Genomic DNA, 25,314 nt, shown 5'->3' with positions numbered 1-25,314 from the left:
GACATGACATCCATGCCGCTGGCAGGCGCGGCGGCGGTCAGGCCGGTTCGTCGGGGATCAGCGCGCTTTCCAGCCGGGCGATGCAGTCCTTCAACCACAGCTTGCGCTTCTTGAGCCGCTTGACCGTCAGCTCGTCGGCCTGCGGGTCCAGGGCCAGACGGTCGATGGCCGCGTCGAGATCGCGATGCTCCAGCCGCAGTTCGGCGAGCTGGCGGACGATCTCGGTGGAGTCGGTGCTGACGGTCATGCCGCTGAGCTTAACGCGCCGCCCTTGCGGCCGTCATCGGTGGCGCCGGTCCGCCGCGGCCGTCCGCACCGGCTGCGTTCACCGACCCGTAGCGTAGAATCGACGGCCTCATGAGCATCGTCCTGCCCCTCGCCGAACCCGTCCGCCGCCCGCGCCCGGACACCGCCCGCGTCGCCGACGGCGAGCGCCTGGCCACCCGCCTGCGCCATCAGGTCGGCCGCGCCATCGCCGATTTCGGCATGATCGAAGAAGGCGACAAGGTCATGGTCTGCCTGTCCGGCGGCAAGGACAGCTACACCTTGCTCGACATTCTCCTGCAGCTGCAGAAGAAGGCGCCGGTGAAGTTCGAACTGGTCGCGGTCAACCTGGACCAGAAGCAGCCCGACTTTCCCGAGCACGTGTTGCCGGCGTACCTCGAATCGATCGGGGTGGCGTACAAGATCCTCGAGCAGGACACCTACTCGGTGGTGACGCGCGTGGTGCCGGAAGGCAAGACGATGTGCTCGTTGTGTTCGCGGCTGCGGCGCGGGGCGCTGTATACCTACGCGGCGGAGCAGGGGTTCACCAAGATCGCGCTCGGGCATCATCGCGACGACCTGGTCGCCACGTTTTTCCTGAATCTGTTCTTCCACGCCAAGCTCAGCGGCATGCCGCCCAAGCTGCTGTCCGACGACGGCAAACACGTGGTGATCCGGCCGCTGGCCTATGTACGCGAGGACGACATCGTCGATTACGCGGCGGTCAAGGATTTCCCGATCATCCCGTGCAACCTGTGCGGCTCGCAGGAAAACCTGCAGCGCAAGCAGGTCAAGCGCATGATGGATGCCTGGGAACGCGAGACGCCGGGCCGCATCGAGACGATTTCGCGCGCGCTCGGCGATATCCGGCCGTCGCAGTTGAGCGATGCGAAGTTGTTCGATTTTCTGGGGCTGGGCAAGGCGGGCGCCGCGCCGGTCGTCGATGCGCCTGTGTGGCTCGATGAAGCATCCGTTGAAACGGACGACACGCAAGTTAACGACGCGCAAGTTGGATAACCGCGTACTTCCCAAGTCGTCATTCCCGCGAAGGCGGGAATCCAGGGCTTCATCCAGGCATGACTCTGAAGTCTTTGGATTCCCGCCTTCGCGGGAATGACGAGCAAGGGCGGCCCGCAAGCCGCTCTTGGCTGTTTCCGACTCCCCATTCCCCATTCCCCATTCCCGGTCCCCTAGATGTTCTTTCGCAACCTGACCTTCTTCCGCTTCCCCACCACCCATGAACTCGACGATCTCGAAAAAGGCCTCGAAGAGTGCGCGCTCAAGCCGGTCGGCCCACTGGAGCTGTCCTCGCGCGGCTTCATCTCGCCGTTCAGCCGCGCCACCGAGGACGCGCAGATGCTCAACCGCATCGGCGACGCGATCTGGATCACCGTCGGCAGCGAAGACCGGCTGCTGCCGGGCGCGGTCGTCAACGACATGCTGGCCAAGAAACTGGCCGAGATCGAGCAGAAGGAAGGCCGCAAGCCCGGCGGCCGCACCCGCAAGCGGCTCAAGGACGAACTGATCGTCGACCTGATGCCGCGCGCCTTCATCAAGCCCGGCCGCACCGACGCGATCATCGATCTCGAACATGGCCTGGTCATCGTCGACACCTCCAGCCGCAAGACCGGCGAGAACGTGATCAGCGAAATCCGCCGCGCGGTCGGCAGTTTCCCGGCGCTGCCGTTGAACGCCGAAATCGCGCCGCGTTCGATCCTGACCGGCTGGGTCGCCGGCGAGGAACTGCCCGACGGCATCAGCCTGGGCGATGAATGCGAACTGCGCGATCCGGTCGATCAGGGCGCGGTGGTCAAGTGCCAGCGCCAGGAACTGGAAAGCGATGAAATCGCCAAGCACCTGGAAACCGGCAAGCAGGTCACGCGCCTGGCCCTCACCTTGGACGATCACGTGTCGTTCGTGATCGGCGAAGACCTGGTGGTGCGCAAGTTCAAGCTGCTCGACGGCGCCGTGGACCAGCTCGAAAACAGCGACAGCGACGGCGTGCGCGCCGAGCTCGACGCGCGCTTCGCGCTGATGAGCGCCGAAGTGAAGCGGCTGTTCCGGGTGATGGAGTCGGCGTTGAAGTTGTCCAAGGTCGATTGAGCCGTTGCGGAGCGGTGCCTTGCGGGCCGGCGTGGGCCGCGAGGTTGCGCCGCAGTCGTGGTGGCGTGGTCGCGGCTTGCGCCGCTCCTGCAGGGGCTTCGGCTGTATGCGCGAAGCTTTGACGGCGCCAAGAAGGTTTCGATCGCCTCCTGTAGGAGCGGCGCAAGCCGCGACCGCGAACCTCGCGCCACGGCGCAACCGGCCAGGCCGCCGTCGCGCGCATGCCGCGCCGCCTTTACCAAGGCACGAACGCACGGATTTTCGCCACGCGCCGACGCGCTAAAACCGTCATCCAGGCGCTATGCTTCGCCCATGGCGGTCCCCCACCCATGACGAGCCTCCTGCGCCTGCTGACCGGCAAGCCGCAGCCCGCGCCGCGCGCGGTCTCGCGCGAAACCATCGCGATCACCCTGGGCAACGGCCAGGTGGTCGAAGTCCTGCGCGTGCGCGACCCGCGCGCGCGGCGGATCAAGCTCAGCGTCGACGAACGCGGCCCGCGCCTGACCTTGCCGATGCGCGCCAGCGAGATCGCCGGCCAGCGCTTCGTGATCGAGCACGGCGACTGGCTGCTGGCGCAGATCGCCAGCGCCAGCAGCGATGCGGCCAGCCTGCAGGCGCATGTCAGCACCGGCATTCCGCTGCGCGGCCGCGACTTGCCGCTGCAGTGGCGGCAGGCGCGCTATCTGCGCCTGCACTTGAACGACGACGCGCTCGAGATCGCCGCGCCCGAGACGGTCAGCCCGGCCAACTTGCGGCGCGCGTTGCGCGATTTCTACGAAGGCCAGGCGCGCGCCGATGTCGGCCGCTGGCTGCCGAAGTACCTGCCCGGCCTGCCGCGCGCGCCGTCGCGCGTGCGCTACCGGGTGATGTCCTCGCAATGGGGCTCGCTCGCGCCCGACGCGGCCTTGTCGCTGGATCTGTCGCTGGTGCTGGCGACACCGGCCGCGTTCGAATACGTGCTGGTGCACGAGCTGTGCCACCTGATTCATGCCGATCATTCGCGCGCGTTCTGGCGCGAGGTCGAAGCACGCTGCCCGGACTGGCGCGATCAGCGCGAGTATTTCCGCACCTCGGGACGCGCGTTGAAGGCGAGTCTGCGGCGGTTGATCGCGGACGATAAGTGACGAGTGCGCAGCCGCGGGCGCCGATGGCTGGCTACCATGAGCACGCGCCGCGCTTTCGCCATTGAGTAACCCAGGCTTTTGCTGTTCCCCCCTTTGGAAAGGGGAGCAGGGGGCATTCGCGTTTCGCTCCAATCCGCCGCGCAACTGGCAAAGAGCAAATCCCCCGCGCGAGCAAGCGCAGTCGGGCTTCGTGCCTTCGCAGCGCGCGGCCCCCTTTTGCAAAGGGAGCGAATTTCAACGCTCTGAAGAAGCCTCATATGAGACCGCGGCTGTTGCTGTTCCCCCTTTGTAAAAGGGGGGGTAGGGGGGATTTGCTGTTCGCTCCAATCCGCCGCGCAACCAGCAAGAGGGTTTTCTTTCACCCACCCGTCAAGAAATTCTGAAACACCTCACCCACCACGCCCGGTTTTTCCATGTGCAGGTGATGCGTGCCCGGCAAGGTGTGCAATTCCCCTTGGCGCAACAGCGCGGCGCGTTCGCGGCGCAAGGTGTCGGGCATGTAACTCTGCGCCGGGTCGGCCCAGATCATGCAGGTGGGGCAGTCGATCGCGCGGATCAGCGAGCGCATCTGGCCTTCGCTCATGCGCAGGGCCGAGGTCAGAGTCAGACGCGGGTCGCTGCGCCAGGCGTAGCCGCCTTGCTGGTGTTCGCTGCGCACCGGTGCGATCCCGCGTTCGACCAGCAGCCGCGCGACCGGTTCGCTCAGATCGTTCGCGGCCATGCGCACCTGCACCGCGCTGGCGATGTCGGGAAACACGCGCAGTTGCTTGCTGTTGGCCGCGGCCAGGCCGGCGAAGGCCTCGCGCAGGCGGGTGCCGACGCGTTCCTCGGATTCGGCCAGCGACCCCAGCGCTTCGATCAGCAGCAGTTTCTCGACCCGTTGCGGCACCGCCGCGGCGACGAAGCTCGCGGTCGCGCCGCCCAGCGAATGGCCGAGCAGGTGGAAGCACTCCCAACCCAGCGCATCGGCGATCGCCAGCGCGGTGCGCGCGGCGGTGACCAGGGTGTATTCGCTCGACACCGGCAGGTGCGCGCTGGCGCCGTGGCCGGGCAGGTCGGGCGCGACGAGGTCGTAGCCGCCGAACCACGGCGACAGCGGCACGAAGCTGGCCGCATTGTCGAGCCAGCCGTGCAGCGCCAGCAGCCTGGGCGCGCCGGCATTGCCGTTGCGCAGCCCGCTGATGCGTCCGAACGCGGTGTCGACGACGAATTCCTGCATTGCGGCCATCAATCAAGTCCCATCAGCGAAATCCCGTCGGCGAAGTCTCATCGGCGTGGCCGTTCCCCAGGCGCCCGAGCGCGGCGCTTCATCAAACCATGCGTGGGCGATCGCGCCCAACGACGGCGCGCCGATTTTGCCAAATCCATGCGGCGAATTCGTGGCGAAGCGTGCCAGGCCGGCGCGCTTGCGCTCAAACCGCGACGTCGGCCCAGTCGCCCAGTTCGCGCTCGATCACGCCGGCCAGGGCCGCGGCGTGGGCTGGCGAATCGTTGAGGCAGGGGATGTAGCGCAGCTCGCCGCCGCGCGCGGCGAACTCCTCGGCCAGCATGATCGCGACTTCTTCCAGGGTTTCCAGGCAGTCCACCGCGAAGCCCGGCGCGATCACGTCGACCCGTCGCACTCCGCGCGTCGCCAGCGCGGCCAGGGTGTCGGTGGTGGACGGTTCCAGCCAGCGTTCGCGGCCGAAGCGCGATTGGTAACTCAAGGTCCAGGCATCGTCGGGCAAGCCCAGCGCCTGCGCGATCGCCTGCGCGCTGGCTTCGCAGTGGAGCGGGTAGGGATCGCCGGCCGCGGCGAAACGCTGCGGCAGGCCGTGGAACGACATCAGCAGGTGCTCGCCCATGCCGTGGATGGCGCGATGGCGGCGCACCGAGTCGGCGATCGCCGTGACCCAGTCCGGGTCGAGGTGATACTCGCGCACCATCCGCGACGTCATGCCCGGCGAGGCGTCGAGCACATCGCCGACGGACGCGGTGGTCGAGGTCGAATACTGCGGGTACAGCGGCAGCGCGAGCACGCGGCGCACGCCCTGGCGTTCGAGATCGAGCAGCAACTGCTTCCACGACGGCTTGCCGTAACGCATCGCGTGCAGCACGCGCACCTGCGGCAATTCGCGCTGCACCGCCTCGGCCAGGCGGCGGGTGTGGACCGCCAGCGGCGAGCCTTCGGGCAGCCACACGCTCGCGTACTTGTGCGCGACCTTGCCGCTGCGCAGCGGCAGGATCGCGAAATGCAGCAGCGGGCACCACAGCCAGCGGCTCATGTCGACGACCCGGCGGTCGTGCAGGAATTCGGCCAGATAGCGCCGCACCGAAGCGCTGTCGGGCGCGTCGGGCGTTCCTAGATTGACCAGGACCACGGCCGTGTCGGCGGCGGAAGGAAGCTCGTGAGCGGCGATGCTGGCGTGGGCGGGCATGCGCATAGGATGACATTCGCGGTGGTGACGGCGAAATGTTTTGCCGGATCGAAGGTTCCGATGGCTGCGATAGTCGGCCGCGATCGGCGCCCGTCGACGGCGACGATCCTCGCCGCGCGCGATGCCGCGGCCGCGCATCGCTACAATGCGGCCGTCGTGCGGGCGTTCGCCGATTCCGTAGCGATTCATCGCCTGCTTACTAGCCTGAACCAACCCTCGTCGTTGCGGTTACCGTGATGGCTGCCGTCCATCCATTGCCCAGTTGCGCATCACCGCCGGAGTCCGCCATGTCCCGATCGCTGCCCCGCGTCCTGAGTCTGAGCCTCGCCCTGAGCCTGGGCCTTGCCGCCACCACCTCCGCCGTCGCCGGTCAGACCGAAGACCAGCGCGCCCGCGACGCGGTACGCGTGCTGGCCGATATCCAGCAGATTCCCGAATCGGCGATTCCCGACAAGCTGTTCGACGAGGCGCGCGCGATCGTCGTGGTGCCCGACACGCTCAAGATCGGGCTGGTGGTCGGCGGTCGTCGCGGCCACGGTCTGGTCTCGGTCAAGAACCCCGACGGCACCTGGTCCAACCCGAGTTTCGTCAAGCTCACCGGCGGCAGCGTCGGTTTCCAGGCCGGCGTGCAGTCCTCCGACATCGTGCTGGTGTTCCGCGGCGATCGCGGCCTGGACTCGATCGTCAACGGCAAGGTCACCCTCGGCGCCGACGCCAGCGTCGCCGCCGGCCCGGTCGGGCGCACCGCCGCGGCCGCCACCGACGGCCAGCTCAAGGCCGAAATCTGGTCGTGGTCGCGCGCGCGCGGCCTGTTCGCCGGCATCGCCCTCGACGGCGCGGCGCTGTCGATCGACGACGACGCCAACCAGGCCGCGTACGGCCAGGGCAACACGCCGCGGATGATCTTCGAAGGCCGCGCCACCGGCCAGCCGTCCAATGCGGTGGTCGATTTCCGCGACCGCCTGGAAGAAGCCAGCGCCGCCGCGCGGTCGCATCGCACCGCCGAAGAGCAGCGTCCGGCGCTGGGCGCGACGGTCTACCCCGAGCACGGCAGCGCGCCGGCGGCCACCGCGGCGCCCGCGCAGACCGCGCAGACCGCGCCGGTGCAGGCGCAGCCGGCCCAGACCCAGCCGCAGCCGCAGGCGTTCGAGACCGTGCCGGCGCAGCCCAATCCGGCCAAGGTCGAACCGCTGCCCTGAGTTTGCGGCGTCGCTGCGAGCCAGCGGGCAACCGCTGTCCGGGGCGGGTCGGTCGATCCGGCCGCGCCCCCGTTCAGGCCCTTTGCGGCGGCGACCATGCCGAATCGGGCGTTCGGTCATACAGGACCTTCGCCACATTGGCTTAAGAACGGTTGCGGTATCCTTGCTGTCTTCATCATTCAGCAGCGAGCAACGTCATGGGCGCCTGGGGCATTGGTCATTGGATCGTCGTCCTTGTGATTGTTCTGCTGGTCTTCGGCACCAAGCGTCTGGGCAGCGTGGGCAAGGACCTCGGCGACGCGGTCAAGGGTTTCAAGAAAGGCATGCAGGACGACGACAAGCCGTCCGCGCAGTTGCCCAACGACGCCAACCGCACCGACTCCACCACCGGCAGCACGCCGTCGCAGTCGCGCGACAACGAGCAGAACCCGCGCTGAGCCCGGGCTGTTGCGCCACCCGCATCCCTCGCCTGGCAGACGCGCATGTTCGACATAGGCTTCTCGGAAGTCTTCGTAATCGCGATCGTGGCCTTGATCGTGCTCGGGCCCGAGCGCCTGCCCAAGGCGGCCCGGTTCGCCGGGCTGTGGGTGCGGCGCGCGCGCGCCCAGTGGTACTCGGTCAAGTCCGAACTCGAGAACGAGCTGGCCGACGAGGAGCTCAAGCGCAGCCTGCGTCAGGCCCAGGCCGACCTGCGCGACGCGCAGAGCCAACTGCGCGACAGCGGTCAGGCGATCCGCAACGAAGTCGACGACATGAACCGCCGCATCGCCGCGCCGGTCGCGACCGCCACGGCGGCCGCCGATCCCGATCCGGCGGCGACGCCGGAGCCGGTGTACGGCTCGGCCGACCCGGTCAATACCGCGCATCCGGCGCCCGCGCTCGATGCGCCGGCGCCGCAGGCCGCGCCGATCGACGCGCCGCCCACTCACGATTACCAACACGACTACGCCGGCGCGGCCCAGCCCGACTACCGCCCCGCCGCTCCCAATGCCCCCGCGCCCACGCCCACCGCGAGCGATGCCGATGAGCGACGCTGACCACGGCGTGCCGGGCGAAGAGGCCTCGGCCGAGCCGCGTCTGCTCGATCACCTGATCGAACTGCGCGCGCGCCTGCTGCGCGGGGTAACCGGGCTGGTGATCGTATTCGCGTGCTTGTTGCCGTTCGCCAACAAGCTCTACCACTACCTGGCCACGCCGCTGCTGGCCAAGCTGCCGGCCGGCAGCCAGCTGATCGCGGTCGAAGTGGCTTCGCCGTTCTCCGCGCCGCTCAAGCTGGCGTTCTTCGCCGCGTTGATGATCTCGATGCCGTGGCTGCTGTTCCAGGCCTGGGCGTTCGTCGCGCCGGGCCTGTACAAGCGCGAGAAGCGGCTGGCGCTGCCGCTGCTGGCCTCGGCGCTGGTGCTGTTCTACGCCGGCTGCGCGTTCGCGTTCTTCCTGGTGCTGCCGTCGGTGTTCGGTTTCCTGGTCAAGATCACCCCGACCGGCGTGTCGATGATGACCGACATCAACGCCTACCTGGATTTCGTGCTGATCCTGTTCCTGGCCTTCGGCATCAGCTTCGAGGTGCCGGTGGCGCTGGTGATCCTGGCGCTGCTGGGCTGGGTCACGCCGGCCCAGCTCAAGGAAGGCCGCGGGTACGCGGTGGTCGGCATCTTCATCATCGCCGCGGTGATCACGCCGCCGGACGTGGTCTCGCAGTTGATGCTCGCCATTCCGATGTGCCTGCTCTATGAGCTGGGCATCATCGCCGCGAAGTGGGTCGCGACCGAATCGCGCGACGCCGACGATCACCCGACCGGGGACGCGCGCGGTCCATGAGCGCGCCGGCTCCGAGCGGCGCGGGCGCGCCGCCGCCATTGCCGCCGGGCCCGCTGATTTCCGCTTCGGCCGTCGCTGCGCCGCCGCCTTCCACGCCGTTGTTGCCCGCGCGCTTCTGGCCGCGCTACGTGGCGTGGTCGCTCGATGCGGCCTTGATGGCGATGGCGACCTGCGTGATCGGTGCCAGCCACTGGCGCTATCAGGCGCTGGCGGCGAAGCAGGCCTACGCGGCGATGAACGCGCGCGCGGCCGAGCTGATGGCCGACAGCGTGCTCAACGACCTCGACTTCGGCGGCTTCGCCCAGCAATTGATGACTGATCCCGCGATGCACGCGGCCGGGCTCGCCTCGACCGCCGCGCTGACCTCGCTGATCTTCGGCTGGATCTTCCTGTTCGCCTTGTTCGGGCTGATCTACGAGGTGGGCTTCGTCGCGTTCTCGCCGTGGCAGGCCACGCCGGGCAAGCGCGTGCTCGGGCTGCGGGTCACCGATATCGCCGGGCGCCGGCTGAGTCCGGGCCGCGCGGTGCTGCGTTATCTCGGCGGCGGATTGTCGTGGCTGCTGTTGAACCTCGGCCACGTGATCGCGATGGCCAAGCCCGAATACCGCGCCCTGCACGACCGCCTCGCCGGCGCGCGGGTGCTGCGCGACGCGCACGCGCGCATGCCGCTGTGGGCCTGGGCCTGGGTGGCGGTGCAGGTGATCGTCGGGTTCAGCGCAACGTTCTGGCTGATGCGCGCGATGCAGGCGGCGATGGACGCCGCGCTGGCTCAGTCCGGCGCGCTGTAGGCGAAAGGATTCGCGCGGCTCAAGCTTCCAGCTCGCCCGGACGCGGCGAACGCGGCGTGTTCGGCGCATTCGCCGCGGGCGCATCGTCGTTGTCGCTGAACACGTCGCGCCAGGCGTAGTAGCAGGTGCCGCACATCACCACCAGGAACGCCGAGCCGTAGGCCACGACCACGGCCACCACCAGCAACTGGCCGACCGCCGGGTGGATCAGCGACCCCAGCTGCATCGCCGCCAGCGACACCACGCTGATCAGCGCGCCGGAAATCATCACCCCGAGCATGAACAGCATCGCCGCGAACAGGTACGAACCCAGGTTCCACACCGACGCGCCGAGACTGCGCCGTACCGCCGCGGAGATATCCAGCCCGGAGAACATGATCAGCGGGATCGAGACCAGCACCACCGCGGTGCTGAAGTAGTAGTAGACCAGTTGCACCAGCACCACCAGCGCCGGCGATTCGGCGGCCGGCACGTTGACTTGCCCGCCGATCGCGCCGCGCGCCATGTCCTGGTAATGCGCCCAGAAGTCCGGCCCGGTCGCCCACAGCAGCAAGGTGCCGCAGATCAGCGCCAGCGCGATCTGGATCACCCCGAGCAGCGCCAGCTGCACCGCCTTGTGCTGGCGCAGCGGCGCGAACAGGTCGCGCGCGCGCACCGGGCGGCCGCTCTCGGCCTCGCGGATCACGTGCATCAATCCGCCCAGCAGCACCGGCAGCACCAGCACCGCGGCGAGCGCGGCGATGCCGATCACGGTGACGAAGCGCTCCATGTCGACCTCGCCTTCGCCGATCCGCAGCGGGATGGTGAACAGGTACAGCACCAGGTACAGCACCGCCATCACCAGCAGGCCGGCGCCGAAGATCGCGCGCGGGTTGCGCGTACCCAGGTTGAACGCGCGGATCAGCCATTGCGCGCCGTGGGTCAGCGGAACCTTGCGGATGGGTTGGGTCATCGGATCGATCCCGGGCCATGGGCCCCTGACTGGACGAAAGCATGCGAAGCGGACGCGCCATGGTGCGAAGGCGCGCGTGACGACGGCGCGCGCATCGCGCCGGGCGTGCGCTGCGGCGTGGCGCGCCATCCGATGGCGGCCTTCGCCGCGAGGTCGCGGCGAGACGGTGGCGTGCCGGCGGGCTCAGCGCCCGTGCAGGCTGCGCGCATGACCGATGAAACGCCGCAGCACCCGCCGCGCGTGCGGCGCCGCGCTGATGCCGCCGGCGACGGCCTTCGGGCACAGGCCCTCGCTGCGCAGCGCGTCCTGGCGCGCGCGCACGTAACCGCGCATGTGGCCGGCGCTGAATTCGGGATGGAACTGCACGCCCCAGGCCCGGTCGCCCCAGCGGAACGCATGGCAGGCGTCGTGCTGCGAGCGCGCCAGCACGGTCGCGCCGTCGGGCGCGCGCAGCACGGTCTGCAGGTGGGTGGCCTGGGCCGCGAACCGTTCCGGCAGGCCGGCGAACAAGGGATCGGCGCCGGCGCTGGCATGCAGCTCCAGGCCGATGGTGCCCATCTCGCGGCCGGCGGGATGATTGCCGACCTCGCCGCCGAGCGCGTGCGCCAGCAACTGGTGGCCGTAGCAGATGCCGAACAGCGGCAGGCCTGCATGCGCGGCCTCGCGCAGCCACTGCGCGCTGCGTTCGCTCCAGTCGGCGCGGTCGGTGACCATCGCGCCCGAGCCGGTCACGATCGCCCCGGCGAAGCCTTCGCGGCTCGGCAATGCCTGGCCGCGTTCGACGTCGACCACCACCGCCTCGTCGCGTCCCAGCCCGGCGGCGACCCGGATCCAGTGCGGAAAGCCGCGATGGCGGCGCATGGAGGCGACCGGCTGGCCGGTTTCGACGATCAGGAAGGGCGGGTTCACGGGGCGGCGTCGACGGGGGAAGTCACTGCGGAAGTGTGCGCTGCGAACCGGGGCAAAAGCCCGGCAGGCAAGGCTCGTGGCTATACTAACCCGCTTTGCTGCACTGCGATGAGACCATGGCCGAGAGCGACGCACCGACCCCAGTGATCACCTTCCAGAGCATGATCCAGCGCTTGAACGCGTTCTGGGCCGAGCATGGCTGTGTGCTGATCCAGCCGCTGGACCTGGAAGTCGGCGCCGGCACCTTCCACCCGGCCACCTTCCTGCGCGCGCTGGGCCCGGAGCCGTGGAACGCCGCCTACGTGCAGCCCTGCCGCCGTCCCACCGACGGCCGCTACGGCGAAAACCCCAACCGCCTGCAGCGCTACTACCAGTACCAGGTGGCGATGAAGCCCAGCCCGGACAACATCGTCGAGCTGTACTTCGACTCGCTCAAGGCGCTCGGCGTCGACCCGCTGGTGCATGACCTGCGCCTGGTCGAGGACAACTGGGAATCGCCGACGCTCGGCGCCTGGGGCCTGGGCTGGGAAGTCTGGCTCAACGGCATGGAAGTCACCCAGTTCACCTATTTCCAGCAGGCCGGCGGCCTGGAATGCCGGCCGGTGCTCGGCGAGATCACCTACGGTCTCGAGCGCCTGTGCATGTACCTGCAGAACGTCGACAACGTCTACGACCTGGTCTGGACCTACGGTCCCGACGGCGTCCCGGTGACCTACGGCGACGTTTACCACCAGAACGAAGTCGAGCAGAGCGCGTACAACTTCGAACACGCCGACGTGGAAGAACTGTTCCACCGCTTCGACGCCTGCGAAGCCGAAGCGCTCAAGCTGATCGAGATCGGCCTGCCGCTGCCGGCCTACGATCAAGTCTGCAAAGCCTCGCATTCGTTCAACCTGCTCGATGCGCGCCGCGCGATCAGCGTGACCGAACGCCAGCGCTACATCCTGCGCGTGCGCCGCATCGCCCAGGGCGTGGCCGAGGCGTATTTCGCCCAGCGCGAGAAGCTGGGCTTCCCCGGCCTGAAACAGCCCTCGAACGCCGAAGCCGCCTGACCTCCTAAAGCCCCTCTCCCGCCCGCGGGAGAGGGGTTGGGGTGAGGGCCTCCCAAGCCGCAGCCCACGCCGCAAATTCACCCACCTCGCCGCACCCAGCACGAGGCGTCTTCCCAACGAAGACACCACCGCAAAGGCCACCGCATGAGCACGACCCAACCTCTCCTGATCGAACTGGGCACCGAAGAACTGCCGGTCAAGGCCCTGCCGGGCCTGGCCCAGGCGTTCTTCGACGGCGTGCTCGACGGCCTGCACAAGCGCGGCATCGGCTTCGACCGCGACGGCGCCAAGCCGCTGTACACGCCGCGCCGCCTGGCCGTGCTGTTGCGCGCCGTCGACGTGCGCCAGCCCGAGCAGAAGAGCGAAGTGCTCGGCCCGTATCTCAACATCGCGCTCGATCCGCAGGGCCAGCCGACCAAGGCATTGCAGGGTTTCGCCGCCAAGGCCGGCATCGACTGGACCGCGCTGGAGCGCACCAGCGACGTCAAGGGCGAGCGTTTCGTCCACCGCGCCACCAAGCCCGGCGCCGACACCGCCAGCCTGCTCGAACAGATCGTGCGCGAAGCGCTGGCCGCGATGCCGATTCCCAAGCCGATGCGCTGGGGCGGCCACGACTACGGTTTCGCCCGGCCGGTGCATTGGCTGGTGCTGCTGCTCGGCAAGGACGTGGTGCCGGCGCAGGTGCTCGGCGTGAGCAGCGACCGCATGAGCCGCGGCCACCGCTTCATGCACGACAAGCCGGTGTGGTTCAGCCTGCCCGGCGACTACATCGAATCCCTGCGCGGCGCCAACGTGCTGGTCGATCCGGACGAACGCCGCGAACGCATCGTGCAGGAAGTCACCGCCGCCGCCAGCGCGACCGGCGGCAGCGCGCGCATCGACGCCGGCATCCTGGAAGAGGTCAACGGCCTGACCGAATGGCCGGTGGCGATCGCCTGCGGGTTCGAACGCGAATTCCTCGCCGTGCCGCAGGAAGCGCTGATCGCGACCATGGAAGCCAACCAGAAATTCTTCCCGGTGCTCGACGCCGCCGGCACCTTGAGCGAGCGCTTCATCGGCGTGGCCAATATCGCCAGCCGCGACGAGTCCGAAGTGCGCAAGGGCTACGAACGCGTGATCCGCCCGCGTTTCGCCGACGCCAAGTTCTTCTTCGACGAAGACCTCAAGCAGGGGCTCGCGTCGATGGGCGAGGGGCTCAAGACGGTCAAGTACCAGGACAAGCTGGGCAGCGTGGCCGACAAGGTCGCGCGCGTGGCGGCGTTGGCCGAAGCCATCGCGCCGGCGGCCGGGGTCGATCCCGCGCAGGCGCGGCGCACGGCGGAACTGTCGAAGAACGACCTGCAGTCGCGCATGGTCAACGAGTTTCCGGAATTGCAGGGCATCGCCGGGCGGTACTACGCGAAGGCCGCGGGCGAAGCGGCCGAGGTCGCCGATGCGATCGACGAGGCGTATATGCCGCGGTTTGCGGGGGATGCGATTGCGCCTTCTAAGTTGGGACAGGTGGTTGCGATTGCTGAGCGGTTGGACACGCTGGCAGGTGGTTTCGCAGCTGGGCTTAAGCCGACTGGCAATAAAGATCCTTTCAGCCTACGTCGTAATGCACTGGGCTTGGCACGTACTTTGATCGAAGGTGGACTAGAGATCGACTTGGAAAAGGCGCTGTTAGAGGCCAGTTCGGTTGACGCATTCCAGCAGCCACTTCGGCAGCAGATTGAGGTAAGAAAAAAAGCGGCCGATGCGCTGAAAGACAAAGAGCTAAAAGCAGCTTCCCAGCCGCTGGACGAAAGCGTACTGCCCTTGGCAGTCTTGAACGCAGGTGACATCACGTCGTTCATCCTCGATCGCTTACGTAGTTATTACGCCGATCAATCTGTACCGTCTCATCAGTTCGATACGGTCGAGGCATTAGTCAATTCGCAGGTGGGTTTGAAACTTTCTGATTTCGACCTGCGCCTCAAAGCGATTGCTGAATTCGTCAAGCTCCCGGAAGCCGAAGCCCTCGCCGCGGCCAACAAGCGCAGCCGCAACATCCTCAAGAAGGTCGAGGGCGATGTGCCCAGCGCGATCGACGCCTCGTTGTTCAACGAGCCGGCCGAGCGCGAACTGGCCGAAGCCGTCGATGCGGCCGTCGCCGACACCGATCCGTTGTTGGCGCAGCGCGATTACGTCGCCGTGCTCGGCCGTCTGGCGCGTTTGCGTCCGCAGGTCGATGCGTTCTTCGACAAGGTGATGGTCAATGTCGACGACAGCGCGGTGCGCAACAACCGTCTGGCGTTGTTGAAGCGATTGTCGGATCGTCTGGGCAGTGTCGCGGCGATCGAACATCTGTCGATCTGAGGCGTTCCGACCGGTTCGAACGTGGCCGGCGTCGGCGCACGCCTTCATCGCGGCTGCGTCGGAGCCCCTGTAGGAGCGGCGCGAGCCGCGACCGCGACATTACGGGTATGACGAAACCGACGGCGTAGCCGCAGTGGCGCGGTCGCGGCTTGCGCCGCTCCTACAGGTAGGTCATGCGACTCTCGCTTGAAGTCTTGCAGCTCATCCAGCGCTACGAGGCGACTAACTCGCGAGAACAACAGCACACCCGGAGGGCGGCGCACATGGATGTGCGCCGTGCGCCACCGAGACAGGATGTCTCGTGTGGCGCATGCCCGCGTCAGCACCGATCGTGCGGCTCTTGATTCGAAACAGGAACGCCTTTTTCTTTGGTGACTTTCTTTTGTGGCTCTGGACAAAAGAAAGTTACCCGCCGCTTTAGTGGCGGAAGCTTTTGATCCTGTTTGCAGCTTCAAGGATTTGAAGCTCTAGAGCTTTTGAAGCCGAAGGCAAGATCAACAGCTTTCGTCCGCAAGCGGCCGAGTTACTTTCTTTTGTCAAAAGCGACAAAAGAAAGGTAACCAAAGAAAAACGCTTTTCTTTGAATCAAGGGCCCGCAAGATCGGTGCAGGCGCGGGCATGCGCCACACGGGACATCCTGTCCCGGTGGCGCACGGCGCACATCCATGTGCGCCGCCCTCCGGGTGTGCGTTTGCTAACGCGAGTTACAAGCCTCGTAGCGCTGGGTGAACTGCGCGACTTCAGGCTCAAGCCGAAGCCGAAGCCGAAGCCGAAGCGGAAGCGGAAGCGGAAGCGGAATTCATGGTCATGGTCGAAGCTGTAGCCACGGCCACGGCCACGGCCACGGCCACGGCCACGGCCACGGCCACAGCCACGACGAAGACAACACCAGCCGCAGTAAGGCCGCGCTTACTGCCAAGTCCCGGCGCAAAGAAAAAGGCCGGCGAACGCCGGCCTTTTTCGTGGTCGATGGCGCGCAGCCAGAGGCTTACTGCGACCCCGCCCCAAACCGCCAGTTCACCTCGACCATGAACGACCGGCCGTAGATGTTGTAGTTGAAGTTGTTGAAATACGGATACGCCGAATACGTCTTGTCGCGATCGGGCATCTTGTTGAACAGATTGTTGACCGTGAAGCTCAGCGACACGTCCTCGTCGAACTCGTAGCTCGCGCTGCCGTTGAAGGTCAGGTACGGCTTCATCCGCCCGCCGTCCTCGGTGGAATAGCCGGCCGGGTCGATCTGCGAAGCGTAGTTCGGCGTGCGGCCGTAACGGGTTCCGTACAGCGTGGTCGTCCACGGGCCCTTCATCCAGCTCAGCGACGCGCTGCCGATGCTGTGGAACTCCGAGGAGTAGAACGGATCGCGCAGGTAGTCGATGACCGGGTCGCCCGGGTACTGCTGGTTCTCGTGCTTGAGGGTGACGTTGTAGTTCGCGCCCAGGGCGAAGTTGCCCCAACGCTCGGTCTCCCAGCGGTAGTTGAGCTTGGCGGTGAGGCCCTGCACTTCTTCCTTGGATACGTTGATCGGGTTGGTGCGCACGCTGTCGAGCTGGAACGGCACCGGCGCGTCGGCCGGCAGGCGGGTGATGCGCGCGAGCGCGTCCACGCAGCTGGGCGAGGCGATGTCGAGCTGGCCCTGGCGGCAGGCCGATTCGGTGCGCAACACCGCGTCGATGTTGAGGTCGTTGACCTCGTCGTCGATCTTGATGTTGTAGTAATCGACGCTGACGTCGAAGTTGCCGCTCGGCGCCCACATGATGCCCGCGCCCCACGACTTGGCGGTGATCGACTTGAGGTCTTTGGCGCCGCTGCGCTGGCCCGAGACCGATTCGCCGTTGTAGGTGCAGTTGCCGATGCTCTCGCCGGGTTCCTCGGTGGCGCAGCGGTAGTAGTCGACCACGGTGGTGAAGTAGCCGCTGTCACCGGCGAACACGTAGGCCATGTCGGGGGCCTTGAACGCGGTCGCGTAGTTGGCGCGCAGCAGCAGGGACGACACCGGCCGGTACTCCAGGCCGATCTTGTAGGTGCCGTCGGCGTCCGAACCGGCGCCGACGTTCTTGTACTTGTCGTAGCGGCCCGACAGGCTGGCGGTCAACTGGCTGAAGATCGGCACGCGGAACTCCAGGCCGACGGCCTGGTTGCGGCGCTTGCCTTCGCCCTGGGTGCCGGTGAGGCCGAAGAAGTCGCCGTTGACCACGCGCGGGTCGGTCGGGTTCTTCCACGATTGTTCGCCGGCCTGCAGCACCGCGGCGAAACCGACCGCGCCGGCCGGCAGCCTGAACAACTCGGTGTTGGTCAGTTGCAGGTTGACGTTCTGGGTCCAGGTCTCGGACTTGGTGTGGATGACGTCGGAGATGCTGGCGTACTCGGCCGGCGTCAACGGCCGGTAGAAGCCGCTGTCGTCGCTGGGCGCGTACACCGGGTAGGGGCCGACGTGGTCGATCACCGGGCCGAGGAAGCGCTGTTCGAAGAACGCATCGCTGGCCGCGCCGAGCAGCCACAGCTGCTTGCTGTCGACGGTGTACTGCGAGCGGCCGAAGTAGGCGTCGTAGTTCCAGGCCGAATCGCCGAAGCTGCCGCGCGAGCCCAGGGCCAGGTTGTAGGAATCGCTGGTCTGGCGCTCGTTGTTGGCGTCGACGCTGCCGGTTTCCTCCGGCGCGAAGATGCGCTGGTAGGTTTCGAACTGGCCGCTCACGTCGTTGAGGAACAGGCCGTTGGTGGATTCGGCGGTGGTCCAGATGCGGGTGCCGGGATTGGCTTCGGACTTGTTGCGGCCGATCAGCAGCGTGCCGTACAGCTCGTGGCGGTCGTTGAGCGCGTAACTGGCGTTGAGGTAACCGCTGATGTCGCGCTTGCGGTTCATGAGCGTGGCGTAGCCGACGTCTTCGCGGCTGCCGCAGTAATAACCGCGGTTGGGGCGGAAGTCGCGGATGATCGTGCCGTTGAACAGATGGCCGAGGCTGGCGCAGGTCGCCGCGCCCGGGTCGATGTATTCGTTGGGCGACACGTCGGCGTTGATGTGGACGAAGTTGCGGGTGCCGTAGCGCGCTTCGGGGTCGGGGTTGTCGCTGGTCGAATCGATGCGCCGGCGGTCGTAGCCGTAGATCGGGTCCTGCATGCTGTATTGCAGGCCGTAGGTCAGGTTGAGTTCGCCGAAGCTCTTGCCGCCGATCAACTGCAGGCGCGTGCTTTCGCCGCCGCCCTGGTCGTAGCCGCCGAAACGCAGGTTGAGGTGGGTGCCGTCGATGCGCTTTTTCAAGATGATGTTGACCACGCCGGCGATCGCGCTGGAGCCGTAGATCGCCGACTGGTTGCCCGGCGCGATGTCGATGCGCTCGACCATCGCGGTGGGAATGCTGGCCAGGTCGGTGAAGTTGCTCTGGCCGTTGTACAGCAGCGGGTAGTCGGCCATCGGCCGGCCGTCGATCAGCACCAGGGTGAAGCCCGGGTCCAGGCCGAGCAGGCTGATGGGTTCGGCGTTGGTGGTGAAGCCGCCGATGAACTGGGAGTCCTGCACCGCGCCGGTCGCCAGCGGTTGCGAACGCAGCACGTCGTAGACGTCCTTGAAGCCCTGGCGCTTGATGCTCTCGGCGCTGATCGAAATCACCGGCGTGGCGGTTTCGATTTCGGTGCGCGGGATCAGCGAGCCGGTCACGGTGACCTTGTCGATCTCGGTCGGTGCCGGGCTCGGCGCGGGGTCCTGGGCATGGGCGGGCGAAGCGATCAACGCGGCGGCGAGCGCGGCGTGGACGGCGGTGGCTAGCAAATGTCGATGCATGATGTCGGGTTCCTCGATTCGTACGGCGCCGCTTGTGTGTGACGCGGCTTACGGGGGATTGCCTTGAGGGAGCCGCGCTGTCGCTGCGCCACGAAACCACGGCAAACGCGCGAAGCCCGGTCGTGGACCGGGGCATGCGCGTGGCGACGAAACGAGTTTCCCTGTGCCGAAACTACGACTTGCGTGCGCATGGACGCAATACGTGGCGGTGCCTCGGCGGGCGGGTTCGCAATCGAAGTACATCGGCCCGCGTCGCGTCCGCGGCGACGCGGCGAAATGCATGGTTCGGGCTATCGAAACCGCGCTCGGTTACTGCGACGCGATTCACTTTTCCCCGGCGGCAATGTCGCCGCGGAAAATTGTCGTCGGCGCGAGCGCGTGATAGGCCCGCGTGCCTAGGCGACGGCCGCGCGCGTCGGCCGGCCGTGTCGCCCGCGCGGCGGCCGCGGGCCGAGCGGGGCAGATCGGGTGGCCATGAGCGCGGTTTGTGCGCGGATTTGCGAGGTGCGGGCGTCGCGATTGTGCTTGGGCCACGCCGGCCGGGCCGCGCGCATCACGCGCCGTTAACGCGGAAAATCGGCTAAACCCTCACTATCACCGGGAAAATCCGTAAGCAATACAAGTCCTTGCCGGTTATCCTTCACGCATGCCAGTTATTTTTCGTCTCGCCTTCGCCGCCGTTTCCAGCTTTGCCATCGCTGGGGCGGCGCAAGCCGCTCAGGTGAGCAAGGTGGAGATCCGTGGCCTCGACGAGGCCATGACCCAGAACGTCCGCGTGTCCTTGTCGCTGGTCGATACGATCGGCAAGGACGTGTCCGGGCGCCGCCTGGGCTACCTGCTGCGCGAGGCCGAGAACGAGGCGCGCGAAGCGCTGGAGCCGTTCGGCTACTACTCGCCGACGATCAAGATCGAGGATTCGCGCGGCACCCGCCGGATCGCGACCAGCGAGGGCACCGACCCGAATGCGCCGGCCGAAGGCGATCGCCCGGCCGCCGAGGTGGCCGCCGCGGCCGACACCGGGGCCGCCGACGCGCGCGCCGCCAGCGACGCCACCACCGGCCAGGCCGCCGCGACCCCGGTCGACGCGTCCACGCAAGCCGCGCCGGCGCGCGCCGCGTCGCCGCCGATCACCGTGACCCTCACCATCGACAAGGGCGAGCCGGTCAAGGTGCGTCGCTCCGATGTCGCCATCCTCGGCGCCGGCAGCGACGACCGTTACCTCAAGCAGGACCTGGCCGCGTTCAAGCCCGGCCCGGACCAGGTGTTCGAGCACGCGGCCTACGAGGCCAGCAAGACCAAGATCAGCCGGCGGCTCGCCGAGCGCGGTTACTTCGATGCCGATTTCACGTCGCGGCGCGTGGCGGTGACGCGCGCGGAACATGCGGCGGACATCGACTTGGTCTGGACCAGCGGCCAGCGCTACGACATGGGCCCGATCACCTTCGAGCAGACGCCCAAGCGGATCATCCGCGACAGCCTGCTCGAGCGGCTGGTGTACTGGGAACAGGGCAGCTACTACCACCAGCGCAAGCTCGATACGTTTCGCGAGTCGCTGGCGCGGCTGGATTATTTCGCCAGCATCGATATCGAACCGCAGCCGGACCAGGCGGTCGACGGCCAGGTTCCGGTCAAGGTCACCCTGACCCCGGCCAAGCGCAGCATCTACACCGCCGGCCTGAGCTACGGCACCGACAGCGGCGCCGGCGTGCGCCTGGGCGTGGAGCGGCGTTACCTCAACGACCGCGGGCACAAGGCGCTGGCGCAGGTCGATTTCGCCCAGCGCCGCAAGACCGCGACCTTGCAGTACCGCATTCCCGCGTTCGCCTGGCTCGACGGCTGGTACACCTTCAGCCTGCAGGGCACCGACGAGCAGACCGACTACATCGATTCGCGCCGGGTCGAACTGGTCGCCAGCCGCAGCGGCAAGATCAACCAGCACTGGACCGCGACCGCCTCGCTGCACGGCCTGCGCGAGCGCTGGGCCTATGCCGACGAAGACGACAACGATCCGACCACGCCGGTCGACTACCGCAGCGCGACCTTCCTGTATCCCTCGCTGCGCGCGGAGTACATCGACGCCGACGACCGCCTGTATCCGCGCAACGGCATCAGCGCCACCGGCATGCTGCGCGGCGGCCTCAACGGCGCCGGCTCGGACGCCAATTTCCTCCAGGCCCACCTGACCGGGCGCTGGTACAAGGGCCTGGGCGCGCGCAGCCGCCTGATCACCCGCGGCGAACTCGGCCACACCTTCACCGACGCGCTGGTCGCCATGCCGCCGTCGCTGCGCTTCTACGCCGGCGGCGACCGCAGCGTGCGCGGCTACGAGTGGCGCGAAGTGGGGCCGCGCATTCCCGCGATCCCGGGCCGCAAGGCGTTCGCGCTCGGCGCGAAGAACGTGGTCACCGGCAGCGTGGAATACGAGCAGTACTTCAACGATACCTGGGGCGGCGCGGTGTTCGTCGACAGCGGCAGCGCCTTCGACGACAGCCCGGACATGCGCACCGGCGTCGGTGTCGGCGTGCGCTGGCGCTCGCCGGTCGGGCCGTTGCGGGTCGACATCGCGCGCGGCCTGGACCACCCGGATTCGGGTTTCCAGCTCTACATCAACATCGGCGCCGATCTGTAAGCCCCGCGGCCAGGACGACCACGCAACGACATGAGCGATACGCCGAAAACCCCAGAGGAACTGCGCCTGGAAGCGCTGATCGAACGGCGTCGCCGTCGTCGCGCGGCGGCCAAGCGCTGGGCCTGGCGCAGCAGCCTGGCGGCCGGCGTGCTGACCTTGCTGGTCGCGTTCGCGATCTATTGGCTGATCTCCACCGTCGCCGGTCGCGACGTGCTGCTGGCGCAGATCGTCGCGCGCCTGCCGGCCGATTCCACCTTCACCTGGACCTCCGCCGAAGGCCCGGTGGCCGGTCCGCTGACCCTGCGCGGCGTGCGCTTCGCCTACAAGGACACGCTGTTCACGGCGCAGCGCATCTACCTGGAACCGGCGCTGCGTCCGCTGCTCGGACGCAAGCTGCGGGTGGACGCGTTGCAGGTCGACAACGCGACCTTGTCGATCGCCAAGAGCGATGAACCCTTCGAACTGCCGCGCTGGCCCGAAGTGCTGCCGCAGATCGAACCGCCGCTGGCCCTGCAGGCCGACGACGTGCGCATCGACGGCTTCAAGCTGAGCCAGGGCGGCGAGCATCTGATCGACGTGCGCCATCTGCGCGCGGGGCTGGATGCGCAGTCGGGCAAGCTGCATGTCGAGAAGCTCGACGCCGACACCGATCGCGGCCATTTCACCCTGCACGGCGACTACGAGCCGCGCAACGACTTCAAGACCGACCTGCTCGCCACCGCGGTGCTGCCGAGCGCGCCGGGGCGCACGCCGCCGCGGCTGGGGCTGGTCGCGCGCGGCGATCTGTCGCGCATGGACGTGGCGGTGGCCGGCGCCGCGCCGGGCCCGGTGCGCGTCACCCTGACCCTGCGCGGCAAGGACGATCCGAACTGGAAGCTGCACGCGCGCAGCGACGCGCTCGATATCGGCCTGCTGACCTCGCCGCAGGCCACGCCCAGCGAAACCCCGATGGCGCTGCGTTTCGACGCGGCCGGCGTCGGCGGCAACGCCGACCTCAACGGCGAATTCCGCCAGGGCGATCTCGACATCAAGGTGCTGCCGTCGAAGGTGTCGCTGAAGAACCAGGTGCTCGACGTGCAGCCGCTGGCGCTGCAATTGTTCGACGGCACCGCGACCTTGCGCGGCCACGCCGATTTCACCGACGCCGACAACGGCCAGTTCAAGTTCTCGATCAACGCGCGCGGCCTGACCTGGGGCGGCAAAGCCGCGCCGACCACGCTCAAGTCGGTGGCCAAGCCATCGCAGGTCGCGCAGACGCCGGACACGCCGGCGGTGACGCTGGAAACCGCCGACCTCGGCTTCGCCGGCACGGTCAAGGCCTGGGCCGCGATCGGCACCGCGAGCCTGCTGCGCGACAAGCAGCGCGCGACGGTCGAGTTCGACGGCCGCGGCAACGATCAGCGCATGACCCTCAACACGCTCAAGGCGAAGATGCCGACCGGCGCGCTCGACGGCCAAGGCGAGGTCGCGTGGGCGCCGTCGCTGGGCTGGGACTTCAAGGCGACGCTGTCGGGTTTCGATCCGGGCTATTTCGCGCCGCAGTTCAAGGGCGCGATCGATGGCAAGCTCGCCAGCACCGGCGCCACCCGCGCCGATGGCGGCCTGGAGATCAAGGCCGGCGCCGATCAGCTCGGCGGTCGCCTGCGCGATCGTCCGCTCGGCGGACGCGGCAACTTCGTCATGCACGGCGCGGCCACCGGCAAGCGCGACGACGCGTTCGAAGGCGATGTGGCCTTGAGCCTCGGCGGCAGCCGCATCGACGCCAAGGGCAAGTACGCGCAGGCCATCGACCTCGATGCCAAGTTCGCGCCGCTGCAACTCAACGATCTGCTGCCGAGCGCGGCGGGCAGCGTCAACGGCACGCTCAAGCTCAGCGGCGCGCGCACCGCGCCGAACATCGACGCCGACCTTACCGGCAGCGGTTTGAAGTATGGCGACTACAAGGCCGCCAGTTTCAGCGCCAAGGGCCGCCTGCCGTGGCAGGGCCGCGGCGGCGAACTGGCGGTGCGCGCGAGCGAGATCGATGTCGGGCTCGCGTTGTCGTCGTTGAATATCGATGCGCGCGGCGCGATCGAATCGCTGCAACTGCAGGCGCAGGCGCGCAGCGAAGTGGCCAATCTCGATCTGTCCGGCAATCTCGACAAGCGCGGCGCGACCTGGCAAGGCGCGCTGGCCTCGTTGCAACTCGCGCCGAGCAAGGGCGCGTCGTGGCGCCTGCAGCAACCGGCGCAGTTCCGTTGGGACGGGCGCAACGGCGCGTTGACCAACGCGTGTCTGGCCTCGAGCAGCGGCGGCTCGTTATGCGCGAGCGCGGACTGGCCGCGTCGCGGCGTCGATCTCAAAGGCCAGGGCCTGCCGCTGTTGCTCGCCCAGGCCTATCTGCCCGAGCGCGCCGACAAGCGGCCGTGGGTGCTGCGCGGCGAGATCGCGCTCGACGGCGAACTGCGTCCGCTCGGCAACGGCTGGCGTGGCCAGTTCAATGTCAGCTCGGCCGGCGGCGGCCTCAAGTTCAGCGAACGCGCGCGACGCGAGCTGCTGCGCTACAACGAACTCTCGCTCAAGGCCACGTTCGATCCGAACAAGCTCAACGCCGAACTCAAGGCCGGCTTTAACGACGACGGCCGCATCGACGCCACCATCGCCACCGGCTGGGACGCGTTCGCGCCGCTGTCGGGCGCGGTCGCGGTCAACACCGACGAACTGACCTGGGTCGAATTGTTCTCGCCGGACATCGTCGAGCCCAAGGGCAAACTCGAAGGCCGCATCACTCTGGCCGGCACGCGCTCCAAACCGCTGCTCGGCGGCCAGGCGCGGCTGTCGCAGTTCACCACCGAAGTGCCCTCGCTCGGCATCGTGCTGCAGGACGGCGACGTGCGCCTGGACGCGCAGCCCGACGGCAGCGCGCGCATCGCCGGCAGCCTGCGTTCGGGCGAAGGCACCTTGAACATCGACGGCACCCTGGGTTGGCAAGGCGACGACACGCCGCTGGTGTTGAACCTGCGCGGCACCAACGTGCTCGCCTCCGACACCCGCGATCTGCGCGCGGTCGCCAATCCCGAATTGACCGTGCGCTACGCCGCCAAACAGCCCTTGAACGTGACCGGCAAGGTCACGATCCCGTCGGCGCGCATCGACCTGGAACGCCTGGACCAGGGCGTGTCGGTGTCCGAGGACGTGGTGGTGCTCGACCCGGTCGATCCGGAAGACACCGGCGCCTCGCCGCTGGAACTCGACCTGACCCTGGCGGTCGGCGACGACGTCAAGCTCAACGGCTTCGGCCTGGAAGGCAAACTCGGCGGCCAGATGCGCGTGCGTTCGCGTCCGGGCCGCGAGATGACCGCCAACGGCGCGCTCAACGTCGAAGGCCGCTACACCGCGTACGGGCAGAAGCTGCAGATCACCCGCGGCAATCTCAACTGGAACAACGGGCCGGTGTCCGATCCGATCCTCGATGTGCGCGCCGAGCGCGAAGTCGGCGCGGTCAAGGCCGGCGTCGACATCAGCGGACGGGTCAGCGCGCCGCAGGTCAACGTGTGGTCCGATCCGGCCAGTTCGCAGTCCGAGGCGCTGGCGTATCTCGCGCTCGGCCGTCCGTTGTCGTCCGCCAGCGGCGACGAGAACAAGCAGCTCAACGCGGCCAGCGCGGCCTTGTCGGCCGGCGGCGGCCTGCTCGCTTCGCAGCTCGGCGCCAAGATCGGCCTGGACGACGCCGGCGTGATGGAAAGCCGCGCGCTCGGCGGTTCGGTGCTCGGCGTCGGCAAGTACCTGTCGCCGCGCCTGTACGTCGGTTACGGCGTGTCGTTGCTGGGCACCGGCCAGGTGCTGACCTTGAAGTACCTGCTGCGCAAGGGCTTCGACATCGAGGTGGAGTCGAGCACGCTGGAGAATCGTGCGTCGATCAACTGGCGCAAGGAAAAATAGGCCATGAGTTCGCTGTGGAAACG

19 protein-coding genes are annotated in these 25,314 nt (G+C 67.8%); 13 read left to right on the top strand and 6 right to left on the bottom strand.

Annotated features, from left to right (window positions below):
* Window positions 1–37: 37 nt before the first annotated feature.
* The gene (locus KME82_RS24470) at window positions 38–247 is read right to left on the bottom strand and encodes a YdcH family protein (RefSeq protein ID WP_036105101.1); all 210 of its coding nucleotides are present in this window, start codon (window positions 245–247) and stop codon (window positions 38–40) included.
* A 110-nt stretch (window positions 248–357) separates the two neighbouring features.
* On the opposite strand from KME82_RS24470, the gene ttcA reads away from it, so the two are divergent.
* The 3 genes from ttcA to KME82_RS24455 all read left to right on the top strand — a co-directional run bounded on the left by ttcA (window position 358) and on the right by KME82_RS24455 (window position 3,491).
* The gene (gene ttcA, locus KME82_RS24465) at window positions 358–1,281 is read left to right on the top strand and encodes a tRNA 2-thiocytidine(32) synthetase TtcA (RefSeq protein WP_215496336.1); all 924 of its coding nucleotides are present in this window, start codon (window positions 358–360) and stop codon (window positions 1,279–1,281) included.
* 177 nt (window positions 1,282–1,458) lie between these two features.
* Window positions 1,459–2,367, top strand: coding sequence for a recombination-associated protein RdgC (locus tag KME82_RS24460; protein ID WP_215496335.1), 909 nt, complete (start codon window positions 1,459–1,461; stop codon window positions 2,365–2,367).
* A gap of 329 nt (window positions 2,368–2,696) precedes the next feature.
* Window positions 2,697–3,491 carry a M48 family metallopeptidase gene (locus tag KME82_RS24455; protein ID WP_215496334.1) on the top strand — a complete coding sequence of 265 codons (795 nt, stop codon included), beginning with the start codon at window positions 2,697–2,699 and terminating at the stop codon, window positions 3,489–3,491.
* A 358-nt stretch (window positions 3,492–3,849) separates the two neighbouring features.
* On the opposite strand, the gene KME82_RS24450 is transcribed toward KME82_RS24455, so the two are convergent.
* Both KME82_RS24450 and hemH read right to left on the bottom strand, forming a co-directional pair.
* Window positions 3,850–4,710 carry an alpha/beta fold hydrolase gene (locus KME82_RS24450; protein WP_215499198.1) on the bottom strand — a complete coding sequence of 287 codons (861 nt, stop codon included), beginning with the start codon at window positions 4,708–4,710 and terminating at the stop codon, window positions 3,850–3,852.
* Between the two features lie 193 nt (window positions 4,711–4,903).
* The gene (hemH, locus tag KME82_RS24445) at window positions 4,904–5,908 is read right to left on the bottom strand and encodes a ferrochelatase (protein ID WP_215499197.1); all 1,005 of its coding nucleotides are present in this window, start codon (window positions 5,906–5,908) and stop codon (window positions 4,904–4,906) included.
* Between the two features lie 60 nt (window positions 5,909–5,968).
* Here hemH and KME82_RS24440 point away from each other — a divergent pair, with 60 nt between their 5' ends.
* The 6 genes from KME82_RS24440 to KME82_RS24415 all read left to right on the top strand — a co-directional run bounded on the left by KME82_RS24440 (window position 5,969) and on the right by KME82_RS24415 (window position 9,713).
* Window positions 5,969–6,145, top strand: a complete 177-nt coding sequence (locus KME82_RS24440) for a hypothetical protein (protein WP_215496333.1) — start codon at window positions 5,969–5,971, stop codon at window positions 6,143–6,145.
* 62 nt (window positions 6,146–6,207) lie between these two features.
* Entirely contained in the window at window positions 6,208–7,107 is a 900-nt protein-coding gene (locus tag KME82_RS24435) for a lipid-binding SYLF domain-containing protein (RefSeq protein WP_215499196.1), read from the top strand.
* A gap of 197 nt (window positions 7,108–7,304) precedes the next feature.
* The gene (tatA, locus tag KME82_RS24430) at window positions 7,305–7,544 is read left to right on the top strand and encodes a Sec-independent protein translocase subunit TatA (protein ID WP_036105095.1); all 240 of its coding nucleotides are present in this window, start codon (window positions 7,305–7,307) and stop codon (window positions 7,542–7,544) included.
* 45 nt (window positions 7,545–7,589) lie between these two features.
* Window positions 7,590–8,144, top strand: coding sequence for a Sec-independent protein translocase protein TatB (tatB, locus tag KME82_RS26895; protein ID WP_215496332.1), 555 nt, complete (start codon window positions 7,590–7,592; stop codon window positions 8,142–8,144).
* Complete coding sequence (gene tatC, locus KME82_RS24420; RefSeq protein WP_215496331.1) at window positions 8,131–8,925, top strand: twin-arginine translocase subunit TatC; 795 nt, start codon at window positions 8,131–8,133, stop codon at window positions 8,923–8,925. Before tatB ends, tatC begins: the two co-directional genes overlap by 14 nt.
* On the top strand, window positions 8,922–9,713 hold the full coding sequence (locus KME82_RS24415; RefSeq protein WP_215496330.1) for an RDD family protein: 792 nt from the start codon (window positions 8,922–8,924) through the stop codon (window positions 9,711–9,713). The genes tatC and KME82_RS24415 overlap by 4 nt, the downstream gene beginning before the upstream one ends.
* Before the next feature lie 19 nt (window positions 9,714–9,732).
* Here KME82_RS24415 and KME82_RS24410 read toward each other — a convergent pair whose 3' ends face one another.
* On the bottom strand, window positions 9,733–10,665 hold the full coding sequence (locus tag KME82_RS24410) for a hypothetical protein (protein WP_215496329.1): 933 nt from the start codon (window positions 10,663–10,665) through the stop codon (window positions 9,733–9,735).
* Between the two features lie 183 nt (window positions 10,666–10,848).
* Window positions 10,849–11,574: a glutamine amidotransferase gene (locus KME82_RS24405; protein ID WP_215496328.1), complete on the bottom strand. Its 726-nt coding sequence runs from the start codon at window positions 11,572–11,574 to the stop codon at window positions 10,849–10,851.
* A gap of 116 nt (window positions 11,575–11,690) precedes the next feature.
* Between KME82_RS24405 and glyQ the strand changes: the two genes are divergently transcribed.
* Together glyQ and glyS are read left to right on the top strand one after the other, a co-directional pair.
* Window positions 11,691–12,626, top strand: coding sequence for a glycine--tRNA ligase subunit alpha (gene glyQ, locus KME82_RS24400; RefSeq protein WP_036105085.1), 936 nt, complete (start codon window positions 11,691–11,693; stop codon window positions 12,624–12,626).
* A 144-nt stretch (window positions 12,627–12,770) separates the two neighbouring features.
* On the top strand, window positions 12,771–14,963 hold the full coding sequence (glyS, locus tag KME82_RS24395) for a glycine--tRNA ligase subunit beta (RefSeq protein WP_215496327.1): 2,193 nt from the start codon (window positions 12,771–12,773) through the stop codon (window positions 14,961–14,963).
* Window positions 14,964–15,951: 988 nt separating this feature from the next.
* Here glyS and KME82_RS24390 read toward each other — a convergent pair.
* Window positions 15,952–18,741, bottom strand: a complete 2,790-nt coding sequence (locus KME82_RS24390) for a TonB-dependent receptor plug domain-containing protein (protein ID WP_215496326.1) — start codon at window positions 18,739–18,741, stop codon at window positions 15,952–15,954.
* 646 nt (window positions 18,742–19,387) lie between these two features.
* On the opposite strand from KME82_RS24390, the gene KME82_RS24385 reads away from it, so the two are divergent.
* Window positions 19,388–21,370, top strand: coding sequence for an autotransporter assembly complex protein TamA (locus tag KME82_RS24385; protein WP_215496325.1), 1,983 nt, complete (start codon window positions 19,388–19,390; stop codon window positions 21,368–21,370).
* Between the two features lie 30 nt (window positions 21,371–21,400).
* Window positions 21,401–25,291: a translocation/assembly module TamB domain-containing protein gene (locus KME82_RS24380; RefSeq protein WP_215496324.1), complete on the top strand. Its 3,891-nt coding sequence runs from the start codon at window positions 21,401–21,403 to the stop codon at window positions 25,289–25,291.
* Window positions 25,292–25,314 lie beyond the last annotated feature (23 nt).

This window comes from Lysobacter capsici, from assembly GCF_018732085.1.
GTDB lineage: Bacteria > Pseudomonadota > Gammaproteobacteria > Xanthomonadales > Xanthomonadaceae > Lysobacter > Lysobacter capsici_A.
Note: the sequence above shows the minus strand (reverse complement) of the source record. Positions and strands in the feature narration are given on the sequence as shown.

What these genes read in the sequence shown, in the direction of transcription:
- KME82_RS24440 (WP_215496333.1), top strand. Translation starts at nt 5,969, where the DNA reads ATGGCTGCGATAGTCGGCCGCGATCGGCGCCCGTCGACGGCGACGATC.
- KME82_RS24380 (WP_215496324.1), top strand. Translation starts at nt 21,401, where the DNA reads ATGAGCGATACGCCGAAAACCCCAGAGGAACTGCGCCTGGAAGCGCTG.
- tatB (WP_215496332.1), top strand. Translation starts at nt 7,590, where the DNA reads ATGTTCGACATAGGCTTCTCGGAAGTCTTCGTAATCGCGATCGTGGCC.
- KME82_RS24450 (WP_215499198.1), bottom strand. Translation starts at nt 4,710, where the DNA reads ATGCAGGAATTCGTCGTCGACACCGCGTTCGGACGCATCAGCGGGCTG.
- tatC (WP_215496331.1), top strand. Translation starts at nt 8,131, where the DNA reads ATGAGCGACGCTGACCACGGCGTGCCGGGCGAAGAGGCCTCGGCCGAG.
- KME82_RS24390 (WP_215496326.1), bottom strand. Translation starts at nt 18,741, where the DNA reads ATGCATCGACATTTGCTAGCCACCGCCGTCCACGCCGCGCTCGCCGCC.
- glyQ (WP_036105085.1), top strand. Translation starts at nt 11,691, where the DNA reads ATGGCCGAGAGCGACGCACCGACCCCAGTGATCACCTTCCAGAGCATG.
- KME82_RS24455 (WP_215496334.1), top strand. Translation starts at nt 2,697, where the DNA reads ATGACGAGCCTCCTGCGCCTGCTGACCGGCAAGCCGCAGCCCGCGCCG.
- KME82_RS24410 (WP_215496329.1), bottom strand. Translation starts at nt 10,665, where the DNA reads ATGACCCAACCCATCCGCAAGGTTCCGCTGACCCACGGCGCGCAATGG.
- KME82_RS24460 (WP_215496335.1), top strand. Translation starts at nt 1,459, where the DNA reads ATGTTCTTTCGCAACCTGACCTTCTTCCGCTTCCCCACCACCCATGAA.
- KME82_RS24415 (WP_215496330.1), top strand. Translation starts at nt 8,922, where the DNA reads ATGAGCGCGCCGGCTCCGAGCGGCGCGGGCGCGCCGCCGCCATTGCCG.
- ttcA (WP_215496336.1), top strand. Translation starts at nt 358, where the DNA reads ATGAGCATCGTCCTGCCCCTCGCCGAACCCGTCCGCCGCCCGCGCCCG.
- tatA (WP_036105095.1), top strand. Translation starts at nt 7,305, where the DNA reads ATGGGCGCCTGGGGCATTGGTCATTGGATCGTCGTCCTTGTGATTGTT.
- KME82_RS24385 (WP_215496325.1), top strand. Translation starts at nt 19,388, where the DNA reads ATGCCAGTTATTTTTCGTCTCGCCTTCGCCGCCGTTTCCAGCTTTGCC.
- glyS (WP_215496327.1), top strand. Translation starts at nt 12,771, where the DNA reads ATGAGCACGACCCAACCTCTCCTGATCGAACTGGGCACCGAAGAACTG.
- KME82_RS24470 (WP_036105101.1), bottom strand. Translation starts at nt 247, where the DNA reads ATGACCGTCAGCACCGACTCCACCGAGATCGTCCGCCAGCTCGCCGAA.
- hemH (WP_215499197.1), bottom strand. Translation starts at nt 5,908, where the DNA reads ATGCCCGCCCACGCCAGCATCGCCGCTCACGAGCTTCCTTCCGCCGCC.